Here is a 19,473-nt window from a genome sequence, read left to right as displayed (position 1 = left end):
CTGAATTAATGAAAATTAGAATTTAGATATAATTCCGAAAGAGAAAGCATCAAACTGATAATCATCTTTTTCTATATAATTCATATACTCAAAGTTAAGAGCTAAGTTATTGCCTAAATCAAAGTCAGTACCAAAACCGTAAGAGAAACCAGACGCAGAATCGGATATAGATACGGATGAATTATTAACTTTCGCCGAAAGTGAGAGCTTACCTTTTGTCATACCTGCAACAGCGTATGGATAGAAGTTTTCTACCTGCTGACCGGCACGTATATATAATCCGTACATATGATCTAATTCAAGGTCGATAGAAACATCATCAGTTCCATTGCTAGCGGATACAGAGTCGTCTCCAACCCCCATTCCAAGTCTTGCTTCAACAGCAAAGTTCTCATTTAAATATGTACCAAAACGTCCAATTAAGACATTCAATGAAGCATCATCATCCACTCCATCTTCTGAGTATTCAGCAAAGGCAAGACTTCCCCCAACATATTGATTTTCAGCAAGAGCTATATTGCTCGTGAGGTAAGTAGACATTCCTAAAACGACTAAGGCTGTTTTTCTAAACATTCTTTTCTTTCCTTAAATATAAATTTTTAGTAAAAGGGCGCTCAAAAAAACACCCTATTAACTTTCCATCCAGTTGTTAGAATATAAAACCAGAGCCTATAAGTGTAAGGTTTTTGTCTAAAATTAACCATAATAGTGAATGAAATATCCTTTATTAGATTAAAATTAATGTCGTTGATATTGAAACCTTAAATTCTGCACAAGACCACAGCGCGGCTTAACCACACTAGGTGTTCGTTGGGTGAATCCAATGTGGAACCGCAAGCGATTTAAGAAATGCGTCGGCGTGATTGCCTTGCAGTAATGAAAGAGTGGCCAAAATACCCGCATTAACACAATTCGGTGCGGCCACGGTCACGCTTCTTGGGGCGTTTTCGACCGGCCATCCGGTAAGCGGGTTTAAAACATGAGAGTAGCGAACGCCTGATTTGAGTAGAAATCGGCGACTGTCTCCAGAGGTCGCTAAAGCACCCGAAGACAAGCTAATAACCTGATCTGAGGTATGATCGGCCGCCAGCGATTCTATTCCGACTCGCCACCCTTGCCCGTTTAGTCGTGGGCCGCTGCAGGCAATGTCGCCACCGCCATTGATAAGCACCGCCACCGGCACGTCGCCAAAAATCGATAAAAACAGCTTGAGCATTTTATCGACTGCGTATTCTTTGCCAATGCCACCAAAATCCAATTCCATACCTTGAGGAAGACACAGCTGGTCAGGATGCTGTGGGCTCCAGCCCAGTTTTTCCCAGCCGACATACACCAGCAAGGCTTGTATTTGCTCTTGACTGGGTACCTTATCGCTGCCATTAAAACGCCACGCTTGTCTTAAAATGCCAGACGTTATATCAAACAAGCCACCAGACACTTGATGGGCATGATGCGCAAACAACATCAGTTGCGCGGTTTCTTGATTCAGTGTTTGTCTGACGTTTGGCTGAGAATGGATAACGGCGAAAGTGTTGTCCGACTGATAACGACTGAAGGTGTTCTCAATACGCCAGGCTTCTATGATGGCTTTTTTAGCGGCTTCGATAACCAGATCAACACGATGAGATTCCACCAGCATCGAGCAATCACTGGCCATGCACTCAAATTGTATTCGGTAACACGGCGCGCCCTCCGACCACAGTTCCGGCGCGGCGTGTTGGTTGGGATTAAGTGACGCTTCTATCGTTAATTTCTGCATTAATTTTGGCGTCGAGTGTTGGACAAATGCCATAGATTCCCTTTGAAAAGCGTTAATAAAAACCGCCTTTTCCTGTTTGAGAAAAAGGCGGTTTGGCCACTAGAATTTATAACCGACCATTAACATCGCCGCATCAAGCCCAGGGTACAGCTCTTGTGATGTCAGCTTACCGTAGCCATCATCTCCTGAGCTTTCTTGATGATATAATGAGAAGCGCGTGTAAAATTCAGTCTCGTCGGCAAATTGATAACCGTATCGCAGCCCGATGGTATAGGTGTCTAAATCCCCTAATCGATAATCTGCGCTGGCAAAATCTACCTCAGTATAAGCGCTTGAATCTAGGTATCGAGAATAAAAATCCGCCTTACTCTGTGTGTACCAACGTAGCTGAGGCTCTAAATATTGGTTGTTAAAACGGAATCGATACTTAGCATCGACAGTATGAGAGGTCACCCCCCAGTCATCGAACATGTAGCGATAGCTCACGTCGAGTATGTCGTTGTTCTCGAATTGATGTTTTGTTTGCCAATACAGACTTTGCTTTAAACGAGAATCGGGGCGTTTTTCATACAGGTACACATTGCGATTGTTAACCGTGTAATTACCACCGTAATTATTGCCGGTTGAATCGTCGTCGATCACCGACAAGATTTTATAAGGATCGGTCAAGTAACCCGAGCTGGTGTTGATCGAATAGTTAAATTGCATAATGGTATTGCGGTTTACCACCTGTGTGATGCCAAACACGGCATCCATAATACTTTTACTTTCGGAATCATTGCGCTGGGTAAACTCGCTGGATGACGCATCTTCCGGCACTTGGAATAACCCAGTAGGTACACCGCCTTCGGGGTTAATGGTATCGCTAGACGCACCAAGCCCTAGGGTTAAGGTGGTGTTTTTCTGATTCAAATAGCGGGAAAGACTGCTGCTGACTCCGAGCGATTGATAGTCGTGCTCTTTCGATACATAGCCACCCACGCCGTACGCCCAATCTCGATTAATCGGTGCCGCCCAGTTGCTTGAAAGGGCAACACGAGTGTCTCTGAAAGTATCATCTAATGGCTGTTCACCCGCTGCAGCACTGTAAGAACCATTGCCTGAAGGACTGGTGAAGGTTTGCACTTGGTCACTTGGCGTCGCGCCATTAGGTGATGCCCCAGTTAGTGTGTCGGCGACTAATTTAAAGTTAAGACTGGTTTCTGAGTCATAGTTTCTCGTGGCACTGATCACCGGCTCAGCAGCCGAGACTCGCCCGTCGCTTTCAGAATACAGCAAGAAGGCAGAATCCACGTCCCAGCTTTCTTCAGCATGAGCGGTAGACAAGCCTCCCACTAGAGCGCAACTCGCGGCAGCTAAAATTTTTGCCAATTCATGGTTCTTTTTCATGGTATTAGTTACAGCCACAGCCACCTCCTCCAAATCCTTGTCCGCCGCTGCTTGCTTCTTTACTGAAGTAAACATGGTCATTCAAACTGCTCTCAACAGGCTCGTTAATTAGGCTCATTTCTTGTTGTGCCAGCGTCTCTCGCTCCCAGGCTTTCACGCCCATCTCGCTGCACCCCGTGGTCGTTATTACGACACCTACTAGACTCAATAACACAAAACGCTTGCTCATGATTTAATCCTTATTTTCTGCCAGCAGTTGGGTAATCAGCTGCTCATAATTACCCAGCTGATCTTGATGAAAACCCGTGTGGACGGCTCTGATTCTGCCTTCACGATCCACCAAGTAACTGGTGGGCATGCCAATCACCCCAAAGCGGTCTGGCATAGCGGCCTTGTTATCAAATAAAACCGTAAAACCGGGCGGGTATTTTTTGAGAAAATTGAGCGCTTGGTTTTTGTCTTGATCTAAATTAATCGCGATGACTTTAAGACCTTGCGTTTTGTACTTGGCTTGAATATCGCTCATCCAAGGGAAGGATTCGCGACAAGGCCCACACCAGGACGCCCAAAAATCGACAAGCAATACCTGGTCGTTGACACTCTGCAAAGATAGAGTTCCGCCTTGATATTGCGGTAGCGGAAGGCTTGCGTGAGGCGTATTTTTCGCCTCTTCAATAGGTATTAAGCGGGACGCAGAGGCCGCCACACTGAATAAAAGACCGCAACAAAGCGCAGCGGCGGTTATTAACCGTGTTTTTATTACCATAATTTTCTCCTTATTAAGGTCATATCGTCATCATAAAGCGCGATTCTTAAGGGAAAATTAAGACGCCCAACAGGAGGCGTAAGGTTGCGTTAAGCTTCTGTATTTATAGTGATGCCACGCTGGCTTTATTAAGGATTATGTCGTGGTGACTTTGCACTTTTCTCGTTTTTTCAACTTGTTGGTTATGTCGTTTGTGGCGCTATTTTCGACACTTTTTTTGAGTGTTAACGCACACGCAGACACAACGTTTCTAACGCCGGCAGAAGCCTTTGTCGTTCAGGTAGATGACAATAAAAGAGACGTAACATGGACGATTGCAGAGGGTTATTACCTCTATGAGGCTCAGGTAAAGGTATCGCTCACAACGCCCGCTCTTTCCGATAGCCAAACCGCGTTACCCTTTGAATTCACCACCACGCCAGAAATCAAAGACGACCCAAATTTTGGCCGCGTGAAGGTTTTCCATCAAACAATGGGCATTCGTATTGCGCCGCTTATCGAGCTTACAAACGGCAATACAAACGACAAGACGAGCGACATAAAAGTAACGTACCAAGGGTGTGCGGAAGCCGGTTTGTGCTATCCGCCCCAAACGATAACGATTTCTTCTGCCGACTCAATCCCTTCTGCTGACTCAATCTCTTCTGCTGGCACGGCATTTCAGTCGTCGGGGGAAGAAGGAAAGTTAGTTGAATTGCTACTGAACGGAAATCGTATCTGGGTATTGTTGACATTCTTTGTTCTGGGTCTTGGCTTGACCTTTACCCCTTGCGTACTGCCAATGATCCCCATTCTAGCCGGAATTATTGTCGGCCAAGCCGGTACCATTACCACCAAAAAAGGGTTTTTCCTGTCCTTGTCTTATGTGTTGGGCATGTCGGTGTCTTATAGCGCTGCTGGGGTGTTAGTCGGTGTATTTGGCGCTCAACTGAACCTGCAAGCATTGTTTCAAACTCCTGTCGTCATCGTGATTTTCAGCCTGCTGTTCGTGTTGCTTTCTTTGTCTATGTTTGGTTTTTACGAATTGCAATTGCCGGTGTTTTTACGTGATAGATTGGACCGCTTGAGCCAAAAAAGCGTTGGCGGCCCCTATATTGGTGTGGGAATAATGGGCGCCATTTCCGCTCTTATTGTGTCGCCCTGTGTGTCAGCGCCTTTGGCGGGGGCATTGATCTACATAAGCACAACAGGAGACGCGGTGCTTGGCGGGAGCATTTTATTTGTGATGAGTTTAGGAATGGGAGTTCCTCTGCTGCTAGTGGGTCTTGGCGGGGGGAAGTACTTACCTAAAGCCGGTATGTGGATGATGCAAGTAAAAGCCGCTTTTGGGGTTGTGTTGCTGGGCGTTGCCATTGCGTTACTGTCTAGAATTGTTGCCGACACGATCAGTGTGTTGTTGTGGGCCACTCTTTGTGTATTGTATGCTGTTTACCTTTCGCCCTTTCAATCGACAGAGACTGGCGGCAGTAAAATACGCCAAGGCGCGGCCTTGATGCTGCTGTTTTATGGTCTTTCGTTATTGTCATCAAGCCTTGCCGGTCAAGCCAGTTTAACGACGCCTTTGGCTTATCTTAATAGCTCGGTAGCGAGTGCATCAAAGGAAAATAATGGGCCCTTATTTAACCGAACAGCCGACGTGGACACGCTTAAGCGAGCGTTATCCCAAGCAAAACTCGAAGGCAAAACCGTGGTGGTCGATATTTACGCCGATTGGTGCACCTCGTGTTTAGAAATGGAAGAACAGGTCTTTGCCCGTCGCGAATTACAACCCTACCGGAACACCACGGTTTTTCTTCAGCTCGACATCACTGACAACACACCAACACAACAAGATTTCTTAGGCAACTATGGTATCTTTGGTCCACCAACGGTGTTGTTTTTTTCCAAGCACGGCGAGGTTGTCGCCTTACGCCAAGGAGCGCTCGATTTTCCGACCTTCCAACAACTCGTTGATTCTGCTTTGATGGTTCCATAATGAAGGAAATACAGTTGAGAATATTGGTAGTAGAAGACGATGTTTCTTTGGCCGATGGACTGGTCACCGCCTTAAAACGCGACGGCCATACCGTTGACCTGCTGCAAGATGGCATTCACGCTTTGGAAGCCCTGACTAACGAGAGGTTTGATCTGGTTATTTTGGACCTTGGCTTGCCCAGATTAGATGGCTTTTCTGTCTTAAAACAGTTGAGATCAAACAAAAATAGCACGCCAGTACTTATCTTAACCGCACGGGATGCCATCGAAGACAAGGTCGAAGGCTTAGACCTTGGTGCCGATGATTACCTGGTTAAACCCTTTGATGTGATCGAGCTAAAAGCCCGAATTCGAGCCTTGTTACGACGCAGCAATGGTCGCTCCGTGAGTGAAATTCATTACCGCAACCTCACTTTGTTTCCCGAAAGTCACAAGGTCGTTTATCAAGAAAAAGACATCAACCTGACCCGACGGGAATTCACGCTACTGCACGAATTAATTAGCCAGCCAGGGCACGTTTATACCCGAGATGTGCTATTGCAGCTTATTTACGGCTGGGAAGACAACGTTGACAGCAATGCGTTGGAAGTGCACATACATCATTTGCGTAAAAAAATATTCCCCGATTTAATCCGTACCATAAGAGGCATTGGTTATGTGGCTGACAAAAAAGTGGAGTGAAAAAATCGCGTTGAATTCGATCAAACGCCGCACACTTTTTATCGTCATGTCGGTTTTCACCTTGGTCAGCATACTGGTGATGATCATTGGTTTGGTGTTCGCTAATCATGAAGTAGAAGAGTTATTCGATGCTCGATTGGCACAGCAAGCCAGACTGTTATTGGTGTTATCCGATAATATTAGCCAAGATGATCACCACACAACTCAGACCTTATTAAAAGACATCACCAACACCGACCAAAGCGTCGGCCATAAATACGAAAGTAAAATTTTTTATCAGTTATGGGACGCAGATCAATTAAGCGCATCGTCTTCACCGCTCACCCTAACGCCACAAAAAAGCGATGCCGCCGGTTACAGCATGGCCAGCGCCGATGGGTACGATTGGCGCGTGTTCACCTTGCACCAAATTAATGGCGACAAAAAAGTCGTGGTGGCTGAACGCGCCGATATCCGCGACGAAATCGCGCAACAAATCGTCGTCCAGACACTCATGCCTGAACTGTTAGGTTGGCCTATTGTGGCGATTTTTGTGTCGCTGGCCGTCGGTGTGGGGCTGGCGCCTTTACGGCAGTTGGCGTCGAAAATCACCCAGCTTACACCTGAAAAACTCGAACCTATTTATTTGCCCACCACCATGAAGGAACTCACGCCGGTACAAAATGCGTTAAATCATTTGCTGGGGGAAGTGGATGTTTTGATGGAAAGGGAAAAGCGTTTTATTGCAGATGCCACTCATGAGCTGAGAACGCCACTGAGCATTTTAAGAATACATGCCCAAAACGCGTTATCCGCTGATAACGACCTTGAACAACGCCATTCCTTAGAGCAACTTATTCAAGGGGTAGACCGCTCAACACGCATTGTTTCGCAGCTGCTGGTACTTGCTCGTCTAGAACACCAAAAGCATCCGGCCTGCCATGATCAATCTGATTTTTTAGTCGTAACCCGATCCATTATTGCCGATATATTGCCACTCGCGTGGAAAAAAGACATTGAAATTACCCTTGAAGCAAATGAAGACACCCCATGGCATTGCCTAATGAACGGCAGTCATATTGAAATTTTGCTGCAAAATTTACTCAGTAACAGCCTGAAATTTTCCCCTAATCACAGCGTCATCCAAGTCAACCTGACTCAGCATGCCAACACCATGACCTTGAGCGTTGTTGATCACGGCCAAGGCGTCACAGAAGAACAGCGACAGCGACTCAGTGAACGCTTCTACCGGTCTGGAAAAATAGAAGGGGCTGGGCTGGGTTTATCCATCGTAAAAAACATTGTCGACAGATACCATGGCACACTCGAATATCAAGATTCCCCTCATCAAGGCTTAACGGTCAAGGTGGTTTTACCGACTCTCTGGGTGGCTAAATGATGCTTTATTGCAACAAAGAGTATGTAAAACATCAGCAAATAGCGTGTTTTTAACGGCAGATACTTTCTTTTTCCAACAATGGCCTCAAGAATAACAACATCATCTATTAACTGAGTCATTTTTATGAAAACACCATTAGACATTCAATTCGTTTCAGACGTCATGTGCCCTTGGTGCGTGGTAGGCCTTGGCAATCTCAATCAAGCGCTCGCCGAGCTGAGCGACACGGTCGACGCTAGCCTCACCTTTCAACCGTTTGAACTGAATCCAGACATGCAAGCGGAAGGACAAAATTTCAGCGAGCACATCACTGAAAAATACGGCATCAGCCAAGAACAGTCCGAGCAGAACCGTGCCATGATCCAAGCCCGCGGCAAAGACGTGGGGTTTGATTTTAATTTCACTGACGACAGCCGCATGCGTAATTCCTTCGATGCTCATCGTTTACTGCATTGGGCGCAACAAGAAGGCAAACAAGCCGAACTGAAAATGGCCATGTTCAAAGCACACTTTACCCATAACCAAGACGTCAGTGACTTTACCGTCTTGGCGAACCTTGCCAGCAGCGTCAACCTTGATCCCGCCGCGGCCAAAGGAGTACTGGAAAACAACCACTTTGCCGACGAAGTGCGCCAGCAAGAATCCTTGTGGAAGCAAAATGGCATCACCTCGGTACCGACCATTATCATCAACAACGCCTACGCTATTTCCGGCGGCCAACCGGCAGAAGTATTTAAACAAGCCATCGAAGAAGTACTAGAAAAAACCGCCAACCAATGAGGTTACTATTGATTGGCGGTCTCTGTTTATGTCTGTTTATAGACTAGGCATCAGCTTTGCCATCAAGGCCTGTTGTGCCGCCAGTCGATCGTCGGCATCGGGGGTTTTGGCGGCGTTTTGCAGAAAGGCCATGGCTTCTTGCAGTGGCAGCACGCCAAGGTCATCGCCATTTTGACTGCGAATCGCCACCGTGCCAGAGGCTTGCTCTTTCGCTCCTACTACAAGCAAATACGGAATACGCTGCAAGGTTTGTTTGCGAATTTTGTAGCCGATTTTTTCATTACTGATGTCGGCTTCGACCCGCAATCCGGTGCTGTTCAACAAGGCTTCAATGTCTTTGGCGTAGCCGTTGTTGTCGGCGCTGATCGCCAACACCATGGCCTGCACTGGCGCCAACCAAGTTGGTAACTTGCCCGCATGATGCTCGATCAAGATCCCAGTAAAACGCTCTAATGAACCAAATAAGGCACGATGTAGCATCACCGGCTGCTTACGCTGACCATCCATGTCCACATACTCAATGCCAAAGCGTAAAGGCAAATTCATGTCTACTTGCAAGGTGCCGCATTGCCAATCGCGACCAATGGCATCGCGCAACACAAACTCCAATTTAGGGCCATAAAACGCCCCTTCACCTGGGTTGATCTGATAGGCCAAAGACATGTCGTCCAACACCTCAATGAGGGTATTTTCCAGCAAATCCCAAGTGGCGTCGTCGCCCATGCGATTGTCTGGTCGAGTGGATAACTTGATGCGCACATCGTCAAAACCAAATTGGCGATAAATGTCCAACACCAAGTCGATGACATCGCGACACTCTGAGCCCATTTGCTCTGGCGTACAATAAATGTGCGCGTCGTCTTGGGTGAAATGGCGAACTCGCATCAAGCCATGCAAAGATCCCGAGGGTTCATTACGGTGCACCTTACCAAACTCGCCCATGCGAATCGGCAGGTCACGAAAGCTCTTTAAACCGTGGCGATACAGCAAGACACTACCAGGGCAATTCATTGGTTTTAGCGCCAAAAAGCGGTTGTCTTCCACTTCGGTGGTGAACATGTTTTCGCGATAATTTTGCCAATGGCCCGAGATTTCCCAGAGGGTGCGGTCCATCATGTCTGGCGTGTTGACTTCCTCGTAGCCCACAGCCGCTTGACGACGACGCATATAGGCAATCAGCTCTTGTAGAATCGTCCAACCGCGAGCGTGCCAGAATACGGCGCCCGTGGCGTCTTCTTGGAAATGAAACAAATTCAGCTCTCGACCCAGCTTGCGATGGTCGCGTTTTTCCGCCTCTTCTAAGCGAGTGAGGTAGGCTTTGAGTTGCTTTTTATCGCCCCAGGCGGTGCCATAAATGCGCTGTAACTGCTCGTTTTTCGCGTCACCGCGCCAATAAGAACCCGCTAGCTTCGTCAAGGTAAAGGCTTTTAGAAAACGCGTATTGGGCACATGAGGGCCGCGACACATGTCTAGGTATTCTTCGTGATAATACAGTCCCATTTCGGTGACTTCTGGGCCCATATCTTCGATTAAGCGCAACTTGTACTCTTCGCCTCTGGCGGTGAAAAGAGCGATTACCTCGTCCCGTGGAGTGATTTTTTTCACTACGTCGTAGCCTTTTTTGATCAGCTCGCCCATGCGTTTTTCAATGGCCGCCATGTCTTCTGACGTAAAAGGCCGCTCGTAAGCGATGTCGTAATAAAAGCCATCGTCGATTACCGGGCCAATCGCCATTTGAGCACTGGGGTACAATTGCTTCACCGCATGACCAATAAGGTGCGCACAGGAATGACGAATGATCGCCAGCCCTTCTTCGTCATTTGGGGTGATAATTTGCACGCTGGCGTCTTGGTAAATGGGGTCGCAGGCGTCCATCAAAACGCCATTCACCTTACCGGCCAAGGTGTTTTTCGCTAAGCCCGCACCGATAGATTGGGCGATATCGGCCACCGTCACAGGGGCCGTAAATGCTTTTACGCTGCCATCTGGCAAGGTAATGTGAATGTCGTCTGAATGGGAATCATGGGGTACAACGGGGTTCATAGTCTGTTTTCGATATGCGTCTTCTTCAAGCACGATGGACTCGTCGGGGAGTGGGTCGTTCATGTAAGCATTCCTTGATGATAAGGATAAATGAGTAGAAAGATATTTGAGTTATATTATAACGTATCATTTAGGCGCAAAAATAGGAATATCGGTACAGAAAATGGAGTTGTTTTGAGGTGTTTTTGTGTTCTAGCAGAAACCCAAGCCAAAACAAATTGAGCATTGGGCAAAGATCGGTGAAATCATGGAAGATAACCCTGATTTATCCTGTGAATTTGTAAGGCAAGTCTCTAAGTGTTTAGAGCTTGCCTTCCCGTTTTTATGCCACTGCAAAGTTGACTACATGGACATTTGTTAAGTTAACTTGTTGTTTAGCATGCCAAAGATCGTAGTTATCTTGCATTGCTAACCAACTTTCTGGCGTTCTGCCAATTGCTTTGGATAAGCGCAGTGCCATTTCTGGAGAAATCGCACTTTGCCCTTTTAAAACTCTATTTAAAGTAGACGACGCTACATCAAGTTGTTTTGCTAAATAACGACAGCTAAGGCCAGCTGGCTCTAGATATACGTCATAAATAAACTCTCCGGGGTGCGGCGGATTATGCATAGTCATTAGTGATAGTCCTCATAGTTGAGAATGTATGCATTACCATCAATAAATTCAAAAGTAATGCGCCAGTTACCATTTACGGTAATAGACCAAATCTCGTCACGATCTCCCTTTAGTGGGTGTAACTTAAAACCAGGTAGATTGATATCATCAATCACCTGTGCGGTATCTATTGCTGTCAGTTGCATCCGTAATTTGCCTTGATGCTTAGCCTGAATTCCAGCAACACTTCCAGTTTGGAAGTATTTCTTGAGGCCTTTGTGCTTGAAAGATTTAATCATAACGACAGTGTAGCGTGATGCGCATCAGTCGTCGACAAAAATTGACATGCCACCAACGAGGTAGGTTTGTCGACTTTGACAAGAGCGCGACCTATGACATTATTCGATAACATCCATATACAAAATGACGTAGTGTTATTAATAGCTAAATTTAGCCGTAAAACTCAGGCCTTTTTCAATAATGGGTTTTGGCCGACTCTTTTTTAGACTAGAGGTGAGCAGCCGTTATGAGTCATCCACATTCTTCTTATCAATTTCGTCACGTTTTAGGTGGGAAGACGTTTGGTTTCGTCGATTTGGCCGATTTAATGGCCAAGGCCACGCCAGCGCGTTCCGGTGATCGCTTGGCCGGCGTTGCTGCTGAAAGTGCAGAAGAGCGCGCCATTGCGCAAATGACTCTCGCCGACGTGCCTTTAAGTCTGTTTCTTCAACAGGCCCTTGTGCCCTATGAAGACGATGAAATCACCCGATTGATTCTCGATGATCACGACAAAATCGCGTTTGCCGAGATTTCCCATCTGACGGTAGGCGGTTTTCGGGATTGGTTATTAAGTGATTTGGCCACCAGCGACAAGCTGACTTCGATTCGACAAGGCGTAACGCCGGAAATGGCCGCTGCGGTGAGTAAAATCATGCGCAATCAGGATTTGATTCTGATCGCGAAAAAGTGCCACGTTAAAAGCGCCTTTCGTAACACCCTTGGTTTGCCGGGGCATTTGTCGACGCGCTTACAACCCAACCACCCTACGGACGACTTAACCGGCATCGCCGCCAGCATGTTAGACGGTTTGCTCTACGCCAATGGCGACGCTGTGATTGGTATCAACCCCGCCACCGACAATGTTCAACAGGCCACACGCTTGATCAAAATGATGGACGAAGTGATTCAGCATTATGAGATCCCCACCCAATCTTGCGTGTTAACTCACGTCACCAACACCATTGAATGCATCGACCAAGGCGCGCCGGTGGATTTGGTGTTTCAATCCATCGGCGGCACGCAAGCCACCAACGACAGCTTCGGCTTTAATCTCGCCAATTTGGCCGAGGCGCAAGCCGCAGCCTTATCTTTGAATCGTGGCACAGTGGGCAACAACGTCATGTATTTTGAAACCGGCCAAGGCAGTGCCTTGTCAGCCAATGCCCATCATGGCTTGGATCAACAAACCTGCGAAGCTCGCGCCTATGCAGTGGCGCGCAAATTCAATCCCCTGCTGGTCAATACGGTGGTTGGTTTTATCGGCCCAGAATATTTGTACGATGGTAAAGAAATCACTCGAGCCGGATTAGAAGACCATTTCTGCGGCAAATTGCTTGGTTTACCCATGGGGTGCGATGTGTGCTACACCAACCACGCTCAGGCCGATCAGAATGACATGGACAATTTACTAACACTGTTAGGTGTCGCAGGCTGCACCTTCGTGATGGGCATTCCCGGTTCCGACGACATCATGCTGAACTACCAAACCACCTCCTTTCACGATGCCCTGTATGCTCGACGTGTACTGGGTTTGAAACCCGCACCTGAGTTTGATCTCTGGTTAGACAAGATGCAGATCGTTCAGAACAGCGACCAATTTACCTTAAATGCCAGATTGCCTGATGCGTTTTATCACTCGCTGAATCGTTTAACGGGAGGACACTCATGAGCACTCCAGACAGCACTCTAAAAAAAACGCCAACAGAAAACACCGAACCCGTAACGGAAAACGCATGGAGTAAACTCACCGCCTTTACGGACGCCCGCGTGGGTCTGGGTCGTTCAGGCATCAGCGTGCCGACCAAACACCTACTGGCGTTTCAACTCGCTCACGCTCAAGCCATCGATGCGGTTCACGCACAACTTAACATCGATGAATTGGCACAAACCTTGTCGCAACAAGCTTGGGCTCCCGCGGGAAAGCCCTTGCTACTGCACAGCTTGGCAGTCGATCGTGCCACCTATTTGCAGCGCCCAGATTATGGTCGTCGATTGAACAATAAGTCAGCCCAACAGCTCGACGCACACAGAGCAAAGAACACGCAGGCATACGATCTAGCTATCGTGGTGGTGGATGGTTTATCGTCTTTGGCGATTGAGCAAAATACCCTGCCATTTTTACGTGAGCTATTTCACCAATTAGACAACAAGAAAAACGACTGGACAGTTGCCCCTATTTGTCTTGTTGAACAAGGTCGCGTCGCGATTGGGGATGATGTGTGCGAGCGCCTTAACGCCCAATGCGTCTTGGTGCTTATTGGTGAACGGCCAGGGCTGAGTTCCCCCGACAGTTTGGGGTTGTATTTAACATGGGGCGGCAAAGTCGGCCTTACCGACGCGTATCGCAACTGCATTTCTAATATCCGTCCGGCAGGCATGAGCTACCCAGACGCCGCACGCAAAGCGGTTTATTTACTCAACGAAGCCCGCACCCTCAAACTGTCTGGCGTCAAACTCAAAGATCGCACCGACGACAACGCTATCGACACCCTCTCCGATAACCGTAATTTCTTGGTGGAGTGAACTATTCGTCCTCAGGTAACTCGAGTTGTCTCTCACTCCTCCACACTCGGATGAGCACGACGTCAACTTCTTGTCTTAGGTAAACAACGCGAAAAGGCGAATGGATTAACTCTCGGATATAATTCAAACCAAACTCTGGAACTACTCGGCCAGCATCAGGGTGACGCACAAGCATGTCAACCTGCTCTAAAATGGCCGTTACATACTCATCGCCAATAAGTGGCACACCCTCTTTTCTGTAATGCTCTTGAATGGATTGCAAATCCTCAAGAGCGGACTGTGCAATGCGAAGTTCCATCTAGTCGATACCCAGTGTTTTCTTTGCATCCGCTAGAGAAACAGTCTTGCCCTCTCGGACATCCATAAGACCTTGAGCCACCGCTTTCACAAACTGAAGCTCCTCAGCCGTTTTTTCGTATTCCTCAAGCCCCTGCACAACAGCGACACCACGACCTCGACTCGTAAGCAAGATTGGACGATGTGTATCTTGCGCTCGATTGACAACCTTTCCAGGATTAACCTTTAAATCTGAAAGAGGCACAACGTCTTCTGAAAATTTTACTTGCATAAGATATTCTCCGAAAAACAATAACGCACCATTAGTAGCACCTGTTAACAGGTATGGTCAAGAAGATAGAATTTACATTACCCATAAAAAAACCTTCCTATAATCAAATAAGGAGGCTCTTTCTTATTGGGTGTTCGTAACGATATATGTCGGTTAGGATTTCGCAAGATTCAAGTTTTGCAGTGCCACTCGCTCTGGTTCCATCATGTATCGATAAGACACAGCGGCAATAATACCACCAATAAAGATGGCGTAATTGGCTAACGCACTGAACACAAAGGTCGCTAAAATGGCAACGAAACCAGCAATTAACAATGCATAAACACTCTTCTTATTGACGCCGTTATCGTACCAGTAACGCCCTTTTGGCGATTCGGTATATAAGGCCGCCACATCTATATGACCCTTTTTAATAAAGAAATAATCCACAATGATAATGCCGTACAAAGGCCCAATCATGGCACCCAACACATCGACTGTGTAATGAATCACTTCTGGATTGTTGAATAAATTCCATGGCGTAAGCAACACAGAGCCGAACGCAGCGATAAAACCACCCGCTTTAAAGCTTATTTTCTGTGGTGACACATTGGAAAAGTCAAACGCCGGCGCCACAAAGTTCGCCACTATGTTGATGCCCACCGTAGCAAAAATAAAGGTCAGCGCGCCCAATACGGTAATAAAGCCAGAGTCTAAGCGTTTAACGGTTTCCACTGGATCGGTAATCATCTCGCCAAACACCGGAATCGACGCTGATACAATCACGACACTGAATAAGGAGAACAGTACAAAGTTAAACGGCAAACCCAACAGGTTACCCAGCTTTAGTTTTTCATAGCTACCACAGTAACGTGAAAAATCGCTAAAATTGAGCGTCGGCCCAGCAAAGTAGCCAGCGACTAAGGCTATCGCAATCAGCATTTGTGTAATGGCGTCCAGCCCCATTAAGTTATTGGCGCTCAAGCTGAAACTGATGTTTTCCCAGCCAGCTAAATCCACCATATAAATACACAAAGCAAACATGGCCACATAAATAGCAGGGCCTGACCAATCAATGACCTTACGAATCATGTCCATACCAAACATGAACACAATGCCCTGCAAAATCCACATAGCAGAGAAACCAACCCAACCAAGATAAGATAGCCCAATAAAAGAGCCTTCTGCTAGCGACGCCATTTCAGGAAAGAAATACAAAATAAGAATAATAAAGGAGCTAGACGCTAAGAATGTCTGAATGCCGTACCAGACGACCGCAATTAGACCTCGAATAATCGCTGGGATGTTAGCGCCAAACACGCCAAATGACATTCGTGCGACAACAGGAAATGGCACACCGGCTTTTTGCCCAGGTTTACCCATCAAATTAGCAAACACCAATACAATAGAGATTCCTGCTAACAAGCTGATAAACACCTGAATGCCGTTTAGCCCCAAGGCAAACAAGCTGGCAGCAAATACGTAGCCGCCAACACTGTGTACATCAGACATCCAAAACGCAAAGATGCTATACCATCCCCATTTTTGATCTTTTTCTGGCAACAGATCACTGTTCGCCAAGCGTGGGCTTTGCTCAAAATCTTGCTTCATGGCTTTGTTCCTTTTTGATTGTATACAATAATGAATACAATTTATGTGCCAATTTTAAATTGCCTTGTTTTTAATGAAATAAGACATAAAAACCCAATATAAGGCACTTTCCAGTGCACCAAAACATGACAAAAAGAGCAAAAACACACCAAAAACGAGCATTTTAAATAACTTCATCGTGAGAGATGTACGAATCCACTTCACGTGTTATATTATTTTTTGAAACAGTATCTACATAGTATCGTATACAATTTATAGAGAAGATTGCATGGCTACCGACGAACACATACATCAACAGATTCTCAACGCGATCGTTGAGCACCAGCTACCACCTGGCGCTCGACTTCCAGAGGATCGCTTGTCTGAAGCTTTCGGTGTCAGCCGCACAGGTATTCGTAAAGTATTACAGCGCCTTTCGCTTGAGCACTTTGTCGTGATCGAAAAAAACAAAGGCGCTCACGTCAATAGACCAAGTGAAAGTGAAGCATTGGAGGTTCTCGACAGTCGAATACTGATAGAGCCGCAATTAATACCGGCTTTGATAACCCACTGGAACCCAGAACAATCCTCACGTTTTCGTTTGATGACAAAAGAAGAGAAACAAGCGGAAGCAAATGGTCAACTCGCCGAAGCGATTCAGCTAACCGCACGCTTTCATTATGAGCTGGCGCACTTATCAGGTAATAAAGTGCTGGCCAGTTTTGTTGAACAGCTGTGTTATCGCTCTTCGCTGATTTTGGCAGCCTACGGCACACGCGGTAGCGTTGGATGCGAATGCGGCGATCATGCTCAACTGCTCGACATTCTTGATACAGGGAGTGCGGAAGACGCACAGCATTGGATGAGCCATCATTTAAAACACATAAGGTCTTCATTAATTTTAGAAAGCAAAGAAGACACAAACATAGACTTTCAACGTCTTTTTTCTCGCTAGGATGACCATGAGAATTCAACTTATTAACCCAAACTCCAGTGCCGATATGACTCAGGCAATGGCCCTCAGCGCGCAATCTGTCGCCTTGCCTGACACTGACATTTTGCCTTACACACCATCTCATGGACCGAAAAGTATCGAGTGCGCTTTTGATGAAGTGATTGCCAGCGCCGCCTTATTAGACTTAATAGAAGAAGGTAATCACATGGGTGTGGACGCTCACATCATTGCTTGCTTTGGCGACCCTGCCTTAGATGCTGCAAGAGAACTTGCCAACGCCCCCGTTATCGGTATTGCGGAAGCCGCTTTCCAACTGGCTGGATTAATAGCACACAAGTTTGGCGTGGTGACCACCTTAGCCAGAACCCTACCCGCCAGCGAACATTTGCTGCAAAAATACGGCTATCAACACCGCTGTAGTGGCGTTAGAGCCACAGATATTCCCGTATTGGCTTTGGAGAACATCGAAGCTGATGCCTATGAATGCCTCAAGTCTGAATGCCTCGCTGCGATTCAAAACGATGGCGCTGAAGCCATCGTTTTGGGCTGCGCTGGCATGTCGGCGCTGGTGAACAAACTCGCGTCTGAGCTGCCTGTTCCCATCATTGACGGGGTAACCGCCGCCGTCAAACTGGCCGAGGCTTTGCATCAATTGCATTTACAAACATCAAAGATAGGCCAGTACGGTCAACCTGTTAGCAAACCATTCGTTGGTCGTTATGCTCACTGGACACGATAACCAATAGCCATAATGGCGAGACGACAAATAACGATCCGATAAAACACCCAGCCTTATTTCAAAACGGAACAAGATGATGAAACATTATTTAGAGCGCGATTACGCCGGTTACGGCAGACAAGGTATGCCCAATGTACAGTGGCCGAATCAAGCCCGAGTGGCGGTGCAGTTTGTATTGAATTTTGAAGAAGGCGGTGAGAACTGTGTGTTGCATGGTGATGAGCACGCGGAGACGTTTTTGTCGGAAATTTTCGGGGCTCAGCCGTTTAAAGATCGTCACATGAGTATGGAGTCCTTGTATGAATACGGTTCGCGTACTGGGGTGTGGCGTATTTTAAATGAGTTTGAACGTCGTGGTTTGCCGCTGACGGTATTCGCCATTGCCACCGCTTTACAGCGTAATCCAGAAGTGGCCAAAGCCTTCGTCGACGGCGGCCATGAAATTGTCTGCCATGGTTTGAAATGGATTCATTACCAAGACATGCCGATCGAACAAGAGCGCGAGCACATGCAACAAGCGCTGGCGCTGATCGAAGAAGTCACTGGCGTGAAGCCAAGCGGCTGGTACACAGGTCGCGATTCGCCAAACACCCGCGCCCTAGTCGCGGAACAGGCTCAGCTCAAATACGACTCAGACAACTATGGCGACGATTTACCTTACTGGGTGAAAGTCGATACGCCCGAGGGGGGCAGCAAACCTCATCTCATCGTGCCTTACACGCTGGATTGCAACGACATGAAGTTTTCTTCGCCCTACGGCTTTAACCATGCAGAGGAATTTTTCCAGTATCTAAAAGACAACTTTGATTGTTTATATGAAGAAGGTGCCACCGCCCCCAAGATGATGTCGATTGGTATGCATTGTCGAACGCTGGGCAAGCCAAGTCGATTTATGGCCCTAAAACGCTTTCTCGATTACGTGCAATCCCATGATCAGGTGTGGGTCGCTCGTCGTGATGACATTGCCGACCACTGGATTAAAAACCACCCGCCAAAATAAATTCATTGAAACAGAACACAAAAAACAGAATAAAGCGCACAAAACTAGTGCGTTTTATCTTTTTATGCACCGAGAAAGTTCAAAAATACAATCAAAAATACCGCAGACGACTGACGTAAGTTTCTTGTTTTACCTGATGCAGATAGTCCAATGGCGTCACGCTGACCAGCTTTTTAAACTCCCGCAAAAAGTGCGATTGATCGCTAAACCCTAGGTCACACGCCAAGTCTGAAAACGCCACTGCCTTGCCCGTCATTGCCTCTGTATTGAGAACCAAGCCGATCGAAGGGCCAACGGACATCGCCGTGGGTTGGCCAGACTTTTCATACCGTAAACATCAGGACGGCGGCTTCATTCTTATGCAACGGGGAAAGTTGACATCCTCCCCCACCTAGCTTCGCTTATTTCGGTGGGGGATTCCCATTACTTGGGCACACGTTAAATTGCTTTAACGGCAGGTTCCTGTTGCTGGCGG

21 protein-coding genes and 1 pseudogene are annotated in these 19,473 nt (G+C 47.0%); 10 read left to right on the top strand and 12 right to left on the bottom strand.

Annotated elements, in window-relative coordinates; all coding sequences use genetic code 11:
* Window positions 1-15 precede the first annotated feature (15 nt).
* The 5 genes from J9B83_RS14435 to J9B83_RS14415 all read right to left on the bottom strand — a co-directional run bounded on the left by J9B83_RS14435 (window position 16) and on the right by J9B83_RS14415 (window position 3,914).
* Window positions 16-573, bottom strand: coding sequence for an outer membrane beta-barrel protein (locus J9B83_RS14435; RefSeq protein WP_211537526.1), 558 nt, complete (start codon window positions 571-573; stop codon window positions 16-18).
* A 226-nt stretch (window positions 574-799) separates the two neighbouring features.
* Window positions 800-1,792 (bottom strand): FAD:protein FMN transferase, encoded by a 993-nt coding sequence (locus tag J9B83_RS14430; protein ID WP_211537525.1) that lies wholly within the window; start codon window positions 1,790-1,792, stop codon window positions 800-802.
* Between the two features lie 66 nt (window positions 1,793-1,858).
* Window positions 1,859-3,166 (bottom strand): DUF3570 domain-containing protein, encoded by a 1,308-nt coding sequence (locus tag J9B83_RS14425; protein ID WP_211537524.1) that lies wholly within the window; start codon window positions 3,164-3,166, stop codon window positions 1,859-1,861.
* A complete protein-coding gene (locus J9B83_RS14420; RefSeq protein WP_211537523.1) occupies window positions 3,153-3,377 on the bottom strand; it encodes a DUF4266 domain-containing protein in 225 nt (74 codons plus the stop codon). The genes J9B83_RS14425 and J9B83_RS14420 overlap by 14 nt, the downstream gene beginning before the upstream one ends.
* 3 nt (window positions 3,378-3,380) lie before the next feature.
* Window positions 3,381-3,914 (bottom strand): TlpA disulfide reductase family protein, encoded by a 534-nt coding sequence (locus J9B83_RS14415; protein WP_211537522.1) that lies wholly within the window; start codon window positions 3,912-3,914, stop codon window positions 3,381-3,383.
* Window positions 3,915-4,056: 142 nt separating this feature from the next.
* On the opposite strand from J9B83_RS14415, the gene dsbD reads away from it, so the two are divergent.
* The 4 genes from dsbD to J9B83_RS14395 all read left to right on the top strand — a co-directional run bounded on the left by dsbD (window position 4,057) and on the right by J9B83_RS14395 (window position 8,727).
* Window positions 4,057-5,889 carry a protein-disulfide reductase DsbD gene (dsbD, locus tag J9B83_RS14410; RefSeq protein ID WP_328797746.1) on the top strand — a complete coding sequence of 611 codons (1,833 nt, stop codon included), beginning with the start codon at window positions 4,057-4,059 and terminating at the stop codon, window positions 5,887-5,889.
* 14 nt (window positions 5,890-5,903) lie between these two features.
* Window positions 5,904-6,569, top strand: coding sequence for a response regulator (locus tag J9B83_RS14405; RefSeq protein ID WP_211537521.1), 666 nt, complete (start codon window positions 5,904-5,906; stop codon window positions 6,567-6,569).
* Window positions 6,544-7,947, top strand: coding sequence for an ATP-binding protein (locus J9B83_RS14400; protein WP_211537520.1), 1,404 nt, complete (start codon window positions 6,544-6,546; stop codon window positions 7,945-7,947). The genes J9B83_RS14405 and J9B83_RS14400 overlap by 26 nt, the downstream gene beginning before the upstream one ends.
* Window positions 7,948-8,070: 123 nt before the next feature.
* The gene (locus tag J9B83_RS14395; RefSeq protein ID WP_211537519.1) at window positions 8,071-8,727 is read left to right on the top strand and encodes a DsbA family oxidoreductase; all 657 of its coding nucleotides are present in this window, start codon (window positions 8,071-8,073) and stop codon (window positions 8,725-8,727) included.
* A gap of 36 nt (window positions 8,728-8,763) precedes the next feature.
* On the opposite strand, the gene thrS is transcribed toward J9B83_RS14395, so the two are convergent.
* Window positions 8,764-10,770: a threonine--tRNA ligase gene (gene thrS, locus J9B83_RS14390; RefSeq protein WP_211537539.1), complete on the bottom strand. Its 2,007-nt coding sequence runs from the start codon at window positions 10,768-10,770 to the stop codon at window positions 8,764-8,766.
* Window positions 10,771-10,978: 208 nt separating this feature from the next.
* On the opposite strand from thrS, the pseudogene J9B83_RS14385 reads away from it, so the two are divergent.
* Window positions 10,979-11,131, top strand: a pseudogene (locus J9B83_RS14385) (TA system antitoxin ParD family protein); the annotation flags it as partial.
* Here J9B83_RS14385 and J9B83_RS14380 read toward each other — a convergent pair.
* Window positions 11,093-11,386: a HigA family addiction module antitoxin gene (locus tag J9B83_RS14380; protein ID WP_211537518.1), complete on the bottom strand. Its 294-nt coding sequence runs from the start codon at window positions 11,384-11,386 to the stop codon at window positions 11,093-11,095. The pseudogene J9B83_RS14385 and the gene J9B83_RS14380 sit on opposite strands and share 39 nt — an antisense overlap.
* Window positions 11,386-11,664 carry a type II toxin-antitoxin system RelE/ParE family toxin gene (locus J9B83_RS14375; RefSeq protein WP_211537517.1) on the bottom strand — a complete coding sequence of 93 codons (279 nt, stop codon included), beginning with the start codon at window positions 11,662-11,664 and terminating at the stop codon, window positions 11,386-11,388. Before J9B83_RS14375 ends, J9B83_RS14380 begins: the two co-directional genes overlap by 1 nt.
* Window positions 11,665-11,891: 227 nt before the next feature.
* Between J9B83_RS14375 and J9B83_RS14370 the strand changes: the two genes are divergently transcribed.
* Together J9B83_RS14370 and eutC are read left to right on the top strand one after the other, a co-directional pair.
* On the top strand, window positions 11,892-13,313 hold the full coding sequence (locus J9B83_RS14370; protein WP_211537516.1) for an ethanolamine ammonia-lyase subunit EutB: 1,422 nt from the start codon (window positions 11,892-11,894) through the stop codon (window positions 13,311-13,313).
* Complete coding sequence (gene eutC / locus J9B83_RS14365) at window positions 13,310-14,167, top strand: ethanolamine ammonia-lyase subunit EutC (protein ID WP_211537515.1); 858 nt, start codon at window positions 13,310-13,312, stop codon at window positions 14,165-14,167. The genes J9B83_RS14370 and eutC overlap by 4 nt, the downstream gene beginning before the upstream one ends.
* A 1-nt stretch (window position 14,168) precedes the next feature.
* Here eutC and J9B83_RS14360 read toward each other — a convergent pair whose 3' ends face one another.
* The 3 genes from J9B83_RS14360 to J9B83_RS14350 all read right to left on the bottom strand — a co-directional run bounded on the left by J9B83_RS14360 (window position 14,169) and on the right by J9B83_RS14350 (window position 16,325).
* The gene (locus J9B83_RS14360) at window positions 14,169-14,465 is read right to left on the bottom strand and encodes a type II toxin-antitoxin system RelE/ParE family toxin (protein ID WP_211537514.1); all 297 of its coding nucleotides are present in this window, start codon (window positions 14,463-14,465) and stop codon (window positions 14,169-14,171) included.
* A complete protein-coding gene (locus tag J9B83_RS14355) occupies window positions 14,466-14,735 on the bottom strand; it encodes a type II toxin-antitoxin system Phd/YefM family antitoxin (RefSeq protein WP_211537513.1) in 270 nt (89 codons plus the stop codon).
* 153 nt (window positions 14,736-14,888) lie between these two features.
* Window positions 14,889-16,325 (bottom strand): NCS1 family nucleobase:cation symporter-1, encoded by a 1,437-nt coding sequence (locus tag J9B83_RS14350; protein ID WP_211537512.1) that lies wholly within the window; start codon window positions 16,323-16,325, stop codon window positions 14,889-14,891.
* A 268-nt stretch (window positions 16,326-16,593) separates the two neighbouring features.
* Here J9B83_RS14350 and J9B83_RS14345 point away from each other — a divergent pair, with 268 nt between their 5' ends.
* From J9B83_RS14345 to puuE, 3 genes are all read left to right on the top strand, one after another.
* Window positions 16,594-17,259: a GntR family transcriptional regulator gene (locus J9B83_RS14345; RefSeq protein ID WP_211537511.1), complete on the top strand. Its 666-nt coding sequence runs from the start codon at window positions 16,594-16,596 to the stop codon at window positions 17,257-17,259.
* Window positions 17,260-17,266: 7 nt separating this feature from the next.
* Window positions 17,267-17,998, top strand: coding sequence for an aspartate/glutamate racemase family protein (locus J9B83_RS14340; RefSeq protein WP_211537510.1), 732 nt, complete (start codon window positions 17,267-17,269; stop codon window positions 17,996-17,998).
* A 76-nt stretch (window positions 17,999-18,074) separates the two neighbouring features.
* A complete protein-coding gene (gene puuE, locus J9B83_RS14335; protein WP_211537537.1) occupies window positions 18,075-18,998 on the top strand; it encodes an allantoinase PuuE in 924 nt (307 codons plus the stop codon).
* Window positions 18,999-19,089: 91 nt separating this feature from the next.
* Here puuE and J9B83_RS14330 read toward each other — a convergent pair whose 3' ends face one another.
* On the bottom strand, window positions 19,090-19,299 hold the full coding sequence (locus J9B83_RS14330; protein ID WP_236037331.1) for a helix-turn-helix domain-containing protein: 210 nt from the start codon (window positions 19,297-19,299) through the stop codon (window positions 19,090-19,092).
* Window positions 19,300-19,473 lie beyond the last annotated feature (174 nt).

The organism is Marinomonas vulgaris (genome assembly GCF_018145875.1).
Classification (GTDB): domain Bacteria; phylum Pseudomonadota; class Gammaproteobacteria; order Pseudomonadales; family Marinomonadaceae; genus Marinomonas; species Marinomonas vulgaris.
Note: the sequence above shows the minus strand (reverse complement) of the source record. Positions and strands in the feature narration are given on the sequence as shown.

Coding starts and splice junctions, on each gene's coding strand:
- J9B83_RS14360 (WP_211537514.1), bottom strand. CDS start 14,465: ATGGAACTTCGCATTGCACAGTCCGCTCTTGAGGATTTGCAATCCATT.
- J9B83_RS14345 (WP_211537511.1), top strand. CDS start 16,594: ATGGCTACCGACGAACACATACATCAACAGATTCTCAACGCGATCGTT.
- J9B83_RS14430 (WP_211537525.1), bottom strand. CDS start 1,792: ATGGCATTTGTCCAACACTCGACGCCAAAATTAATGCAGAAATTAACG.
- J9B83_RS14420 (WP_211537523.1), bottom strand. CDS start 3,377: ATGAGCAAGCGTTTTGTGTTATTGAGTCTAGTAGGTGTCGTAATAACG.
- J9B83_RS14400 (WP_211537520.1), top strand. CDS start 6,544: ATGTGGCTGACAAAAAAGTGGAGTGAAAAAATCGCGTTGAATTCGATC.
- J9B83_RS14415 (WP_211537522.1), bottom strand. CDS start 3,914: ATGGTAATAAAAACACGGTTAATAACCGCCGCTGCGCTTTGTTGCGGT.
- eutC (WP_211537515.1), top strand. CDS start 13,310: ATGAGCACTCCAGACAGCACTCTAAAAAAAACGCCAACAGAAAACACC.
- J9B83_RS14380 (WP_211537518.1), bottom strand. CDS start 11,386: ATGACTATGCATAATCCGCCGCACCCCGGAGAGTTTATTTATGACGTA.
- J9B83_RS14330 (WP_236037331.1), bottom strand. CDS start 19,299: ATGTCCGTTGGCCCTTCGATCGGCTTGGTTCTCAATACAGAGGCAATG.
- J9B83_RS14340 (WP_211537510.1), top strand. CDS start 17,267: ATGAGAATTCAACTTATTAACCCAAACTCCAGTGCCGATATGACTCAG.
- J9B83_RS14395 (WP_211537519.1), top strand. CDS start 8,071: ATGAAAACACCATTAGACATTCAATTCGTTTCAGACGTCATGTGCCCT.
- J9B83_RS14435 (WP_211537526.1), bottom strand. CDS start 573: ATGTTTAGAAAAACAGCCTTAGTCGTTTTAGGAATGTCTACTTACCTC.
- J9B83_RS14355 (WP_211537513.1), bottom strand. CDS start 14,735: ATGCAAGTAAAATTTTCAGAAGACGTTGTGCCTCTTTCAGATTTAAAG.
- J9B83_RS14350 (WP_211537512.1), bottom strand. CDS start 16,325: ATGAAGCAAGATTTTGAGCAAAGCCCACGCTTGGCGAACAGTGATCTG.
- thrS (WP_211537539.1), bottom strand. CDS start 10,770: ATGAACCCCGTTGTACCCCATGATTCCCATTCAGACGACATTCACATT.
- J9B83_RS14375 (WP_211537517.1), bottom strand. CDS start 11,664: ATGATTAAATCTTTCAAGCACAAAGGCCTCAAGAAATACTTCCAAACT.
- puuE (WP_211537537.1), top strand. CDS start 18,075: ATGAAACATTATTTAGAGCGCGATTACGCCGGTTACGGCAGACAAGGT.
- J9B83_RS14370 (WP_211537516.1), top strand. CDS start 11,892: ATGAGTCATCCACATTCTTCTTATCAATTTCGTCACGTTTTAGGTGGG.